Annotated in this window: 9 protein-coding genes; all 9 read left to right on the plus strand. The window is 35.1% G+C overall.

The genetic code is table 11. The features are described 5' to 3' along the window. The first annotated feature begins 302 nt into the window (after nucleotides 1-302). Nucleotides 303-3,194 carry a SusC/RagA family TonB-linked outer membrane protein gene (locus ACKTTZ_RS10045; protein ID WP_034691435.1) on the plus strand — a complete coding sequence of 964 codons (2,892 nt, stop codon included), beginning with the start codon at nucleotides 303-305 and terminating at the stop codon, nucleotides 3,192-3,194. Between the two features lie 12 nt (nucleotides 3,195-3,206). Continuing rightward, the gene (locus ACKTTZ_RS10050; RefSeq protein ID WP_034691432.1) at nucleotides 3,207-4,745 is read left to right on the plus strand and encodes a RagB/SusD family nutrient uptake outer membrane protein; all 1,539 of its coding nucleotides are present in this window, start codon (nucleotides 3,207-3,209) and stop codon (nucleotides 4,743-4,745) included. Nucleotides 4,746-4,763: 18 nt separating this feature from the next. Further along, entirely contained in the window at nucleotides 4,764-5,588 is an 825-nt protein-coding gene (locus ACKTTZ_RS10055) for a hypothetical protein (protein ID WP_407848625.1), read from the plus strand. Nucleotides 5,589-5,679: 91 nt separating this feature from the next. Then, entirely contained in the window at nucleotides 5,680-7,617 is a 1,938-nt protein-coding gene (locus tag ACKTTZ_RS10060) for a putative porin (RefSeq protein ID WP_253316391.1), read from the plus strand. Between the two features lie 12 nt (nucleotides 7,618-7,629). Then, nucleotides 7,630-9,216 (plus strand): bacillithiol biosynthesis cysteine-adding enzyme BshC, encoded by a 1,587-nt coding sequence (gene bshC, locus ACKTTZ_RS10065; RefSeq protein ID WP_407848627.1) that lies wholly within the window; start codon nucleotides 7,630-7,632, stop codon nucleotides 9,214-9,216. Between the two features lie 38 nt (nucleotides 9,217-9,254). Continuing rightward, nucleotides 9,255-11,222: a LysM peptidoglycan-binding domain-containing protein gene (locus tag ACKTTZ_RS10070; RefSeq protein ID WP_051934156.1), complete on the plus strand. Its 1,968-nt coding sequence runs from the start codon at nucleotides 9,255-9,257 to the stop codon at nucleotides 11,220-11,222. A 70-nt stretch (nucleotides 11,223-11,292) separates the two neighbouring features. Next, nucleotides 11,293-12,168 (plus strand): ACP S-malonyltransferase, encoded by an 876-nt coding sequence (gene fabD, locus ACKTTZ_RS10075; protein WP_034691418.1) that lies wholly within the window; start codon nucleotides 11,293-11,295, stop codon nucleotides 12,166-12,168. A 9-nt stretch (nucleotides 12,169-12,177) separates the two neighbouring features. Beyond that, on the plus strand, nucleotides 12,178-13,083 hold the full coding sequence (locus ACKTTZ_RS10080; RefSeq protein ID WP_407848629.1) for a GYDIA family GHMP kinase: 906 nt from the start codon (nucleotides 12,178-12,180) through the stop codon (nucleotides 13,081-13,083). Nucleotides 13,084-13,210: 127 nt separating this feature from the next. Continuing rightward, nucleotides 13,211-14,827 (plus strand): phosphoenolpyruvate carboxykinase (ATP), encoded by a 1,617-nt coding sequence (gene pckA, locus ACKTTZ_RS10085; RefSeq protein WP_407848631.1) that lies wholly within the window; start codon nucleotides 13,211-13,213, stop codon nucleotides 14,825-14,827. Nucleotides 14,828-14,837 lie beyond the last annotated feature (10 nt).

Raw genomic sequence — 14,837 nt, forward strand, 5'->3', positions numbered from 1 at the left:
TATCCTAAATATGTGAAAACCACTTTTTTATAAAGTGGTTTTTTTATTTTTTATACTCTCTCAATTTATAATGATTCTAAATAATATTTTTTGAATTATTAATAATTTGTTAAAACTAATTTGACCTGTAAAAAAATTATCTTTTATTGAATAAAAACTGTCTATTATTATTGAATCTTATTTGTTTTGTGTAAATTTTAAATGAAATAGTAAAAAAAACGGATGTTTAAACACTGGTTTAATTTGTGGATGTTAATATTTATTAACATATTTGCCCATTAAATATATTAAAATTTGTTAATATGAATGTTAAATTACGTGTATTGAGTGCTGGGGCGCTATTTTTCTTTGGAGGAATGGTAATTGCGCAGCAGCAGACAACAACTAAGAAAAAGGACACGGTAAAAAAAGAAACATCAATTGATGAAGTAGTTTTGTTAGGGTACTCAAAGAGTATCACAAAACCTAAGTCAACTGTTGCTTCTAATACTGTTGGGGAGGTATTCTTCGAGAACAGACCAAATGTCAATATGTTAACTTCTTTACAAGGGTCAGCACCAGGGGTAATTATGAATGGTGGTTCTGGTAGCCCGGGTTCTGCAAAGTTTAGCTTATTGATCCGTGGTACGAGCTCTATTAATGGTAACACAGATGCCTTAATCGTTATTGATGATATTCCATCAAATGCTTCAGAATATAGAAACTTGAACCCTAATGATATCGAGTCTACAACTATTCTGAAAGATGCAGCTGCAACAGCTATCTACGGTAACCGTGGAGCAAATGGTGTAGTTGTTATCAGAACAAAAAGAGGGAAATATAACAGTGGATTTAAGCTTTCCTATACAGGGATGACAGGGATGTCACTAAGACCACTTGATAAATATAATCTTGCCAATACTGAGCAGTATATGGGGATTATGAAATTATATGGTTTATCCGATACTAATCCAAATTATCTTACGGCTAAAGATGCATTAGCTCAAGGTATTAATACAGATTGGAAAAAACTTTTCTTCAAGCCAGAGATGTTCCAGTCTCATGATGTGGCACTTTCTACAGGTGGAGCCAATATATCTTCTTATAACTCTTTCGGTTATATGGAGCAAGGAGGAGCCGTACCAACTACAGACTTTAAAAGATTTACTGTTAGATCAAACATTCAAGCTAAATCTAAAGATAATAAATTAAACGTTAATTCACAGATTGCTCTTGCATTCTCAAGAAGAAACGAATTAAACGAAGAAACTAATACAGGTATCAGAAATAACTCTGTACAAAACCCACTTCTTGGGGTTCTTCTTGGTTTACCATACTTATCTCCGACCAAATATGCGAATGGACAGCAGTTATTTAACTCCATCGGAACTAACTTTAATAATGGTAATAATATCTATGTATTGCAAAACCTTCTAACAAGAGGGAATCTTCCAAATATGGTAGATCAGGTATCTATCGGTGCAAACTTAGGTGCTGCTTATTCTATTAACAAAAACTTTACTGTTAGTAATAAACTTGGTATTGATTACAGACAAAGTGATAGAATCACAGGTAGAGCTCCTTGGGCTTACTTAGCTTTAGCAACTCAGGGAACTGCTAAATATACAGGTTTTGAAGATCAGATCACAACTAGGGATTTGACTATTAACAATGTTGTTTCAGCATTATATAGCGGTAAATTAGATGAGCATTCTGTGGACGCTTCCGTAAATATGGAATATAATAAAGTATATTATAGATCTACAACAAGAAGACAAAACGGATTAGACCCAAGAACTTATGTGCCAGGTTCAGGTACAGGATATGTGCCATTTGATAACTCAGCAACATCTCCTTATATCCCTTCTGTAAGTGCTTCAAGAGTTACAGCAGGTACTTTAGGTATTTTTGGAACGGTAAGTTATGACTACGCAGGAAGATTTGGGTTCCAGGGAACATTGAGAAGAGATGCATCATACCGATTCGTTGGAGAAAACAGATGGGCAACATATTGGTCAGTAGCTGGTAGATGGAATATTGATAAAGAGAGCTTCATGGAAGGGTCTACGTTTAATACTCTTAAGCTAAGAGCTTCTTATGGAACAAATGGTAACCAAAATATCATTGCAGCTACTCCAGGTTCAAACCCATTATTAACAGCTAGCCAGGTTGTAAGAGATTTATATACTTCTCCAACAGGATATGGTAATGCTCTTGGGCTAGGTTTTGCTTATGGAAACCCACTAGTACAATGGGAAGATGTTGCTCAGGCAAACATTGGATTAGACTTTACATTACTTAACAATAAGTTAGAAGGTACTCTTGATGTGTATCAGAAGAAAACAACTAACCTATTCAGTACAATACCTATTTCAGGAGTTTCAGGTTCTTACAGCGTAAGCGGTAATAATGGATCAATGACTAATAAAGGTATTGAACTTGGATTACGTTATAATGTTATCAAGACTAATGATCTTACTTTTAGTCTTTTTGCTAATGGTTCTTATAACAATAATAAAGTTAATGACTATACCATTTTTGGTGATCCGGAACCAGGGACAACGGTTAATATGGCTGGACATACACTAAGTGAATGGTATGTTTACAAATATGCAGGGGTTAATAAGAGTAATGGTAATTTATTATTCTATACTAAAGATGGTGGGGTTACAGAAGCTCCAAAAGTGGAAGATGCTCAATTCCTTGATGTGAGTCCAATTCCTAAATATGCAGGAAGTTTTGGTTTCGAAACCAATTATAAAGGATTCTTCATGGATGGATTATTCACATTCCAAAAGGGTGTTAAGAAATTTGATAACGCTCTTTATTGGTTAGCAAATCCTGAAGGGTTAGGATCAACTGCTGTAGGGTCTTCAAACATGTCAACAGATCTATTAAATGCATGGACTCCTCAGAATTCAAATTCTGATACTCCAAGCTTAAGAGCTACAAACTGGGGATACACTGCTGATTCTGATTATTTCATCAAAGATGCTTCTTTCTTAAAATTGAGATCTGTTACAATAGGATATCAGCTTAGAAAAGAACAGTTACAGAATCTTCCAATTACCGGACTTAGAATTTATGTACAAGGAGAGAACCTTTATACATGGACAAAATGGAGAGGTTTCGACCCTGAGCCACTTACAGGATCAAATTTAAGTGTATATCCTAACCCGAGAATGTATACAGTAGGGGTGAAAATTGATTTCTAAAAAATTATTAAAATGAAAAAAGTATTTTATATATTATCGTTTTTTTTAGTGCTGACGTCATGTAATGATGCACTAGAAATTGTCCAGGATGGAGAGATTAATGATGCAAATGTTGCTTTTCAGTCGGTGGATGATATGCAGAAGTTTCTTAATGGAAGTGTTTATCCAGCTGTGAACCCAACTAATGAGATCTTTTTTACTTCACTGTTTACGGATGAGGTGGGATTTGGTCCAAGTAGCGTAAGTACATCAGATATCTTAACACACAGATTTGTACTTAATTCTACAACAAGCCAGGTTTCAGGTATTTGGGCAAGTAATTATAACATTATTAATAAAGTAAATATCCTTTTAAAAGGAAGTTCTTTAATTGATTATAACTCATTGTCTACTGCGAACAAAGCATTATATACTGGTATATTGGTTAATGCTAGAGCAGTAAGAGCATATGCTTATATTACACTTGAAGCCTATTTCTCTCCAAATATGAAGGATCCGAATGCTTTAGGGGTAATGCTTAGTACTGAGCCAGCGGATATTTTTACTACAAAATTACCAAGAGTTAAAAACTCTGAAGTTTTTGCTTTAATTGATGCAGATTTACAGTACGCACTTACAAACTTTAATGCAAGTGTAGTTTCAACAGGAGTGTCTGCTCAGCATTATTTTGATAAGAAAGCTTCAATTAACGCAATTGCAGCTAGATATTATAACTACAGAGGAGATGATACTAATGCAAAACTTAATGCTGATGCAGTTATTAATACAAGTGGTTTAGCATTAACTCCTGGTACAGGTACATCATATTCTACAATATGGGCAGATACTGCAAGAGGTGAAATCCTTTGGTCTTTATACAGACCTAATAGCGCAACAGGATCTTGGTCTAATATTGCAGGTCTTTGGACTACCAATTCTACTGATCTTAATGGATCTGTAAACTATGATATGGGTAGAAGATTATTTTCTGTAATTAATAATCAAATATCTTCAGCTGGAGATGTTCGTCGTGATGTTTTTGTTGATGCTTCAAGTATATTTGATGGATTTTATCCTAATGGAGCAAATGCCAGAGAAGATGATGTGATTGTAATCAATAAATATCCTGGTAAAACAGCTCCTCTTGCAAGTGCTACTATGCAATTGAGAAATGATATCAAAATGTTTAGATTATCAGAAATGTATTTTATCTTAGCTGAAGTAGCTGCTAACCAGGGTAACTGGGTTGTTGCTGCAGATAATATTAACAAAGTAAGAAAAGCTAGATCCAAAAATGGTGCTGCTGCTTTACCTGTGTATACTGGTGCTCAACAAGCATATGCTGATATCCTTTTGGAAAGAAGAAGAGAATTGTGTTTTGAAGGACACCGTTACTTAGATTTAAAAAGAATGGGTGTAGCTGCTGGAGTAGGTGTTGACAGAGATGTTTATGATGACGATAATAAAACGTTACCACTTACATTACCTGCTAGTGATTATAGATTTACATTACCGATTCCATTGGATGAAATTAATGCAAACCCTAATATTCAACAAAACTCTGGGTATTAATTTAATAATTTAGAATTTATGAAAAAAATTGCATTTTTAATATTGGCATTCGTTGTTTTCTTTTTCAATAGTTGTAAAGATGAAGCTCAGGTTTATGACGGCGAATCATATTTACACTTTAATAAAGGTACAAGGAGTGAAGCTGTTGTGAAGATAGGGTCTGGACCTACTACTGTAGGAATTAATTTTGGTACAGCTCATGCACTTCCTGGAGCAGCGCAAGTGAAACTTGTAGTTGATACTAGTGTGTCAACAGCAGTGGAAGGGACTGATTTTCAAATTGTAAATCAAAATCAAACTGTTGATGCTGGTAAAATCGAAGGACAATTCCAGGTAAAGCTTCTTGAAGCTGGTGCTACTGTAAATCCAAAAGTAATAGTGTTTAAACTACAGTCTTCATCAGTTGCTAATGCTACGTTTGATCAGACTTATACTTTGACATATACTAAAGCTTGTCCAGCTTCTTCATTTGTTGGAAATGGATTGTTTACTAATAATGTAGCGTCTTGGGGAAATCCAGGTACTGTATTTAGTATCCAAGATTTAGGTGTTGTAAATGGTGTTGGTACATTCAAAGTTATCGGATTTATGGATGATGGTACGGATTTGACATTAAAGTACAATCCAGATACTTATATTGTTACAACTCCTGAACAGAGTTTAGGATCTGCTGCTAATGGTGGTATAAATTATATGAAGGATGCTGCTGACGGAAGTAAGTCTACGTTCAATGCTTGTACAAGAGTATTAAAACTTCGTGTTAATTATTTTGTTAAAAACCCTAATACTGGTGCTTCACTAGGAAGTTATGGAGATTATGACGAAGTATTTACAGGTAATTAATTTAATTACTATATTGATATAAAATTAACCCCACATTTGTGGGGTTTTTTATGTCCTTTTATTTCTTATTTTTGCTGTACAATAATGAATAATGAAGTACATCCTTTTCATACTCTTCTCTTTAGGTTTTGTAGCCAAGGCTCAGGTCGTTAATAAAGCAGAGACTAAGCCTCAACTTAAAAAAGAAGACACCCTTGTAATAGATTCCGGGAAAAAAGATTCCCTGAAAATTTTCAAACCTACTATTAATGATTACCAATATCAGACCCAGTTTTCTGAAAAGAAAGTTTTTGATACGGTAATGACTTTTGATAAAACCTATATCTTTTCACAACAAAATAATAAAGATAACTTCGGAAGAGTACAACCTGCCAACATTGGTTCAGGATTTAATCCTCTTGTATTTGAAGTTAATGATGAACAAAATCTTTCTTTATTGCCATCCAACAAATCTTACATGATCATTGGAGCAAATGATGTGAAATATTATGATGTCAAAACACCTACAGCTACATTTTTATATCATAATGCGATGAGAAACGGAGCGGCTCTAAAATCTACCTATACTCAGAATATCGGAAAAAGATTCAATTTTGCGCTTGAATATATGGGGCTTCGTTCACAAGGGCTTTACAGAAACTCCTTGTCAGCTAATAACAACACATTATTTTCAGGGCACTATGTTTCAAAAAATGGAAACTATGAGCTTTTTGCCCATTATCTTCACCAGAATGTAAATAATCAGGAAAGTGGTGGGATTACTGAAGATAACCTGTTTCAGAGTGGAGACAGCAATTATAGTAACAGACAAAACGCACAGGTAAATCTGGCCTCTTCAAGTTCACAGTTTTCTTACAGAAGATATTATCTGAGCCATCAGTTTACTCCATTTAATTCTGAGAAATTTCCTTTCAGTATAAGACATATTCTTTCTCATCAGGGAAACAAATATTACTATAACCAAACTGCTTTGGAGCCTTATTGGTATGACGCTCCTACAGATTTAGTAAATGGCTTTCCATTGACAACCAAAAAATATTCTGAGAATTTCAGTAATACCGTGAGCTTGATTTTTAATAATGAAAAATTCAAATTGGATGCTGGAGTACGTTATCAGATCATTAAATTCGGGATAAGAGATGTTGTTGCACTCAACAACGTGCCTTTTCCTGGCGAGCTGAAAGAAAACAGAATCGGGGCTGTAGGAAACCTGCAGGTAAAACTTTGGGATAAAATTCAGCTAAATTCATTTCTGGAGTTTTCAAACGGAAGCCAGTTTAAAAGTTACCTGAAGACAACCAATAATCTAAAGTTTGAGCCTATCAAAGACTATTTCGTTAATGCTAAGGTAAACTTCCAGAGTGCATATCCATCATTCAATTACTTATTGAATACTTCAGTTTATAGTAACTTCAATTATTATCTTGAAAATGCGAAAAACCAGTCTGTAATGGAAGTGGGAGGAAGCATCAATCTGAAATGGTTTAAAACTGAAATTTTCGCCAATTATTTCAGAATCGAAAACTATACTTACTTTGATAGTAATGGAAGTCCGAAACAAAGTGACAATTCAGTGAATATCTCTCAGATTGGAGGAGATGCTACTTTCAGCTTCAACAAATTCCACCTTAATACAAGAGTGCATTTCCAGAATACCTTAACGAACAAAGATCTGCTTCCAATGCCAGGTTTCATCGGTAGAGCCAATTTCTTCTACCAGACCCAGGCCTTCAAAAAAGCAGCAGAAATTCAGGCAGGTGTTAAAGTATATTATTTTTCTAAGTTTGCATCAAGAGACTATTTTCCTGTTCTTAATGAATATATTCTTCCAAGAGCAGATTCATTTTCAATTGGAGGACAGCCTATCGCCGATATTTATATTAATATGAAGGTTAAAAAAATGTTCTTTTTCATAGAAGGGCAGCAGATAGGAACTGTTATTTCCAATAACAAAGCATATGCATTTCCACATTATCCGGTGTATGATTTCAGATTGAATATCGGAATCGTGTGGTATTTGTTCAACTAAAAACTATACAGGTTGAAAACAATTAATAAAATATCATTTAACGATATAGAAAGCATTCCTCAGCTGGTAAAGGATTTTTTAAATCAGAAGATTGAGGGGTTTGAAAATAATACATTTTCCTTAGATCATTTCAGGCAGCAGATTCATCTGAAAAAAGATTCTTTCACCTCTGAAAAAAGAAACATTTTAGCTGATGTATTTGAAGGACAGTTAGAAACTCTTTCTCTATCTTCAAAACAGAAAGAAAATCTTGAGAATCTTAAACAACCCAATACGTTTACGATAACAACAGGACATCAGTTGAACCTGTTTTCAGGACCTGTTTTCTTTGTATATAAAATTCTTCAGACCATAAAGACATGTACTTATCTGAAAGAAAATTTTCCGGATTTTAATTTTGTTCCGGTGTATTGGATGGCTTCGGAAGACCATGACTTTGCGGAGATCAATCATTTTAAAACCGAGAATAATTATTACGAAACCAATGAGAAATCCGGAGGTCCGGTAGGGAGAATTGAAATCAGTGATACCTATTTCATTTCGGAATTTGAAAAAGAATTCAAAGATTCTATTTTCGGTACAGAGCTGATCTTAATGATGAAGGAAGCTTATAAAGTTGGAAACACTTTAACGGAAGCTATTAAGATTCTTGTCAATCGTCTTTTCTCAGAATTCGGACTTTTGATTCTGGATGGAGATTCTAAGGAACTTAAAAACCAGATGAAGGAGATCTTTAAAGATGAGCTTCTTCATTTCAGCTTACAGAAAACTTCTGAAGATAAAGTAAAGTTTCTGACAGAGAAATACGGAAAGGTTCAGGTAAACCCTCGTGAAATAAATCTTTTCTACCTTTCTGAAACGAGAGAGAGAATAGAATTTAATGGTCAGCAATATAATATTGTAGATAAGCCTATCCAGTTTACAGAAGAAGAAATTCTTGCCGAATTGGAAAATCATCCTGAAAAATTCAGCCCGAATGCATTGATGCGTCCGGTATATCAGGAAAATGTACTTCCTAATTTAGCCTATATCGGAGGTAATGCCGAAATCATGTACTGGCTGGAATTGAAAGATTATTTCTCAAAAATTAATACTCCTTTCCCAATTCTGATTCCAAGAAATTCTATGCTTTTTTTGAAAGAAAAAACTGTAGGGAAAATTGAGAAGCTTGATCTTAAAATTGAAGATTTTTTCCAGAACTTTTCAGTACTTACCAATCAGAAGATTTTAAAAGATAATCCGATTTTACAATTACTCGAAGAAAAAGAAGAATTATTGATCAATAGTTTTTCTACATTGAAAACTTCAGCAGAAACCACTGAGAAATCTTTCGGTAATATGGTGAAGGCAGAAGAAGTACGACAACTAAAATCATTTAAAAGAATGAAAAAACGTCTGCTTCATGCTGAAAAAATAAAACAGAATGAATTGCTGGAACGACTTGAAAATCTGTTTTTAGATGTTCATCCTGCAAAAACATGGCAGGAGAGAGTATATAACTTTAGTGTATTCTTTTCAGATTATGGCTATTCGTGGCTTGAAAATTGTTTGGAAGAAATGGTGGTTCAAGATTCAAAATTAATAATTGTTGCCATTTAATTTTAAAGAAGTATTTTTGTAAATTATAATTATCGAATATGATAAAGAGGTTTTTTATTCTATCCAGTTTATGTATGGTTTTGGGAGTTTCAGCCCAGAAATCACATACGGTTGTGCAAGGTGATAATCCTTACAACATTGCCAAAAAGTATGGAATGACTGTAGATGAATTGCTGAAGCTAAACCCAAAACATAAAGATGGCAAATTGGCGATCGGTGATGTTTTAACTATAAAATCAGATAAAGCAGCCACTCCGGTGGTGACAAAAGCAGTTCTAACAGAAAAAGCAACTTCAACAACAAGCGCTTCTTCTCTGGGTAAAATTGTTTTACTGCCAAAACAAACAATCTATGGCATTACAAAGCAATACAGAATTTCTGAAACAGATCTGAGAAAACTGAATCCTGAATTGGATTCTCACATGAAGATAGGAGACGAGATTACCTTACCTCTTGCCAGCATAAAAAAATACGGTGGTGCTCAACAGGCAGTTACCACAGAAAAACATACTGAAACTCCAGTTGAAAAAACAATAACAACTACTACACCTACAGCAGTTACTACAGCAGCAGAAGGAGAATCTTATGTAATCCAGGCTAAAGATAATTATTACAGAATTACAAAACAGTTTGGCATCAGCCAGCAGGATCTTTATGCTTTAAATCCAGGATTGGAAGAAAAAGGACTGAAACCTGGGGATACCATTAAAATAAAAAGAACAAATACGACTGCCAATACTGATACCGTTGCAGAAACTGCAAATCCAAAAGCAAAAATGGATTCCGGGAACGAAAAATCAACCGCTGCTTCCAATGTTGCAGTAGGTGATGATTATGTAACCTATACAGTTCAGCAGGGAGATACAGTATTCTCTATCGTTAATAAATTCGGTGTTTCTATTGATGAGCTTATCGCTCTTAACCCGGATCTTTCACATGGTTTGAAGACCGGAATGGTTCTAAAAATCAAAAAGCAGGATGCAGCATACGTGAAGAAAAACGGTGATGCTTTAAGTGTTATCTTAATGCTTCCTTTCGGGTACAGTACTAACGAAACTCAGTACAGAGCAATGGCACTTGACTTTTTGACAGGAGCTAAATTGGCTATTGAAAGAAATGCAAGAGGAGGACAGAAACTGGATATCAAAGTTGTAGATTCAGGAAATGAAGCTTCGTTCAAAAATTCTTTGACGCAGATTAATCCTGATAATACAGATCTTATTATCGGACCTTTCTTTAAATCCAATGTAATTGATGTTCTTGATTTTACTAAAAATCAGAAAATTCCGGTTGTAGCACCATTCGCCAACTCTCCTGAACTCTATAACTACAGCAATCTTATTATTGTTGAAACCAACAATCAAACCTATGCTGATAAGATTGTAGAAGAAGTAAAAGGAATTTATTCTGATCAGAAAATATATATAGTGGCAGATGCTAAAAAAGAAGATGCCAATTATATCAAAGCCGGACTTGAAAAAGCGGTGAAAAATCCTAATATTATTATTGTTAATTCCCCGGCAGATATTCAGCCGGATCAGAATATGATGACAGGGCAGTCTGCACCGGTTATTGCTATTTTAGCGAATGATGATAATGCTGCAGGAGATGCTTTTGCTAACAGAATGATTGCGATGTCTAAAGAAGTTCAGGGAATAAAAGCCTTCAGTATGTTCTATTCTCCGGTTTTTGAGAAGAGAGTAGACGAACTGAGCCAGGCAAGCCTGGTCTATCTGATGGATAGAAAGATTAATACAGACGGTAATTTTGAAAAAGAAATTCTGGCTGCTTATAAAAACAAATACTGCAAAACTCCACCAAAATATGCGATCGTAGGTTTTGATGTTGTCAATGACATGCTAACCAGAGAAAACAAAAAAGGAGAGATCTTTAAACAGATGAATAAAGTTCAGACTCAGCTTGCTACCAAATTTGAGTTTGTAAAATCTAAAGCTAATGGTGCTTATGTAAATACCGGTTATAGAGTAATCAGGTTAGTACCTTAAATGATTTATAGCTGTTTAAAAGAATATTGTTAACATTATAGTTATATTTGCATAATATTTAATTCAATACATGAAAGCACTTGTATTTCCAGGGCAGGGTTCTCAGTTCGTAGGAATGGGAAAAGAATTGTATGATTCTAGAAAAGATATTAAAGATCTGATGGAATCTGCCAATGAAATTTTAGGTTTCGACATTCTTTCCATTATGTTTAACGGTACGGATGCGGATCTTAAGAAAACAGAGGTTACCCAGCCTTCAATATTTATACATTCAGTAGCAGCATTAAAAGCCGTAAATGGTCTTGGTGCTGAAATGGTAGCAGGACACTCTTTAGGAGAGTTTTCAGCTTTAGTTGCCAACGGAGTATTATCCTTTGATGACGGTTTGAAATTAGTTTCTGAAAGAGCAAAGGCTATGCAGGAAGCTTGTGATGCCAATCCAAGTTCTATGGCAGCTATCTTAGGATTAGACGATGCTAAGGTTGAAGAAATTTGTGCGCAGATCAGCGGTATTGTTGTTCCTGCTAACTATAACTGTCCAGGGCAATTGGTTATCTCAGGAGAAACTTCTGCAGTAGAAGAAGCTTGCGCAAAACTGAAAGAAGCAGGTGCTAAAAGAGCATTGCTATTGCCAGTAAACGGAGCTTTCCACTCACCATTGATGCAGCCTGCACAGGAAAGACTGGCTGCAGCTATCGAAAAAACAAAATTCAGAAAAGCGACCATTCCTGTATACCAGAATATCACGACAACAGCGGTAACCAATCCTGATGAGATCAAACAAAACCTGATCGCTCAGCTTACCGGTCCGGTAAAATGGACACAATCTGTTCAGAATATGATTAAAGATGGTGCATCTAACTTCGTAGAAGTAGGACCAGGAAAAACCCTTCAGGGATTGATCAAAAAAATTGACGGATCAGTAGAAGCTACTTCTGCAATCTAAACAAAAAATATGAGCGCGATATTTTCACCGGGCAAGCTTATGCTTACTTCAGAATATTTCGCAATAGATGGAGCTCTTGTCTTAGCGGTACCTACCAAGCTGGGACAAGAGTTTTTCTTTGAAGAAAAAGAAGATGGAAAATCCCTTATTCTTTGGGAAGCCTATCATCAGAATACACTATGGTTGAAGGCTGTCATTGATTATAAAACCTGGCAGATCCTGGAAACCAATATTCCATCAAGCGCTGAATTCATTACCAAAACATTGCAAAATGTTCAGCAGCTTTCTAATAGTAAATTCAAAACTGATCTTACTTATCATTTAAAAACCAATCTTCAGTTTCCGGCAGATTACGGACTTGGAAGCAGCTCTACTCTGATGAACAATCTTGCAGAATGGGCAGAGATTGATCCTTTTCATCTTAACTCCATCAGCTTGGGAGGAAGTGGATATGACATTGCAGTGGCGAAAGAAAAATCTGCAGTGCTTTTTCAGAGTAAACCTGAAATAAAATATGAAAGGGTAAATTTTAATCCATCTTTTAAAAATGAACTGATTTTTATTCATTTAAATCAGAAGCAGGATAGCAGAGAAGGAATCAATTTTTACAAGTCTAAAAAGAAGTCTCCGGAATTGGTGAATGAATTTTCCGATCTTACAAAAAAAATATTGTTATGTAATGAATTGGAAAATTTTTCCGAATTAATGATGGTTCATGAGCATAAAATTGCCGATTTTCTTGAAATTCTCACAGTTAAGGAAAAATTATTCTCAGATTGCCCTTCATTTGTCAAAAGTTTGGGCGCTTGGGGCGGAGATTTTGTAATGAGTGCCAAATTTGGGGACTATAAGAACTATTTTTGGGAGAAAGGTTTTCCCACTGTTTTAGAATGGGAAAATATAATTGATTCGTAATCAAATAGTTGTGATCCTGTTTTTTTATTTGCCATTCTGACTTATATCAGTATATTTAAACCACCTTTAACAAATAATTAATATTATTTTTGTTGAAGTCAATAAAGAAATAGAAAATATAAGTAAAATGAAAAACACTAAAATCATCCAGGATTTAGAGAAATTAGGGATTAAAGGAAACTATGAAGTAGTGTATAATCCTTCTTACGAAGAATTATATCAGGCTGAAGTTTCTCCTGAAAATCAGGGGTTTGAGCAAGCTGAGCTTACGGAGTCTGGCGCAGTATCAGTAAAAACAGGAATTTTCACAGGTCGTTCACCTAAAGACAGATATATTGTTCAGGATGATGTTACAAGAGATACAATTTTCTGGGATGGTAAAGTAAACTTACCTACAACTGCAGAAATTTTCGGTTCTTGTAAAGAACTAGTGATGAATCAGCTTTCTGAAGCTAAGAAAATCTATGTAGTAGATGCATTTTGTGGTACAAATGCAGATACAAGACTTAAAGTAAGATTTATCGTTGAAGTAGCATGGCAGGCACATTTCGTGACCAATATGTTTATCCGTCCTTCTCACTACGAACTTGAAAACTTCGGTGAGCCGGATTTCACTGTAATCAACGGATCAAAAACAACCAACCCGAACTGGGAAGCTCAGGGATTACACTCTGAAAACTTTATCATGTTCAACCTTACTGAAAAACTACAGATCATCGGAGGTACCTGGTACGGAGGTGAGATGAAGAAAGGGATGTTTGCTATGATGAACTATTACCTTCCATTAAAAGGTATGGCTTCTATGCACTGTTCTGCAAACGTAGGTGAAAAAGGTGATGTTGCTTTGTTCTTTGGTCTTTCAGGAACAGGTAAAACTACTTTATCAGCAGATCCTAAAAGATACCTTATCGGAGACGATGAGCACGGATGGGATAATAACGGAGTATTCAACTATGAAGGAGGATGCTACGCTAAAGTAATTGACTTATCAGAAGAAAAAGAACCGGATATTTTCAGAGCTATCAAAAGAGATGCACTTCTTGAAAACGTTGTCGTGAACAATGGAGTAGCAGATTATACTGACGGATCTATCACAGAAAATACAAGAGTTTCTTATCCAATCTATCATATCAACAAAATTGTATTGCCTTCTAAAGCAGGTCATGCTAAGAAGATTGTTTATCTTTCTGCGGATGCATTCGGAGTACTTCCTCCGGTTTCTATCCTGAATGAAGATCAGGCTCAATACCACTTCCTTTGCGGTTATACTTCAAAATTAGCCGGAACTGAAAGAGGAATTACAGAACCACAACCATCTTTCTCACCTGCATTTGGTGAAGCGTTCCTTACATTACACCCAACAATGTATTCTAAAACATTGATCGGTAAAATGCAGGAGCACGGAGCTAAAGCATATTTGGTAAATACAGGATGGAACGGTACTGGAAAGAGAATTTCTCTGAAAGATACAAGAGCAATCATTGATGCCATCATTGACGGTTCTATTGACAATGCTCCTAAAACTCAGGTTCCAATTATGAACCTTGAGATTCCTGCTGAATTGCCAAACGTTTCTACAGGTATTTTAGATCCTAGAGATACTTATGAGAATGCTTCAGAATGGGAAGAAAAAGCAAAAGATCTTGCTTCAAGATACATCAAGAACTTTGAACAGTACTGTGATACTGAAGAAGGTAAGAAATTAGTAGCTTCAGGACCTCAATTACAGGAACAAACTATCTAATAGTTACCAA

The sequence above is a fragment of the Chryseobacterium sp. KCF3-3 genome (assembly GCF_045865955.1).
Lineage (GTDB): Bacteria > Bacteroidota > Bacteroidia > Flavobacteriales > Weeksellaceae > Chryseobacterium.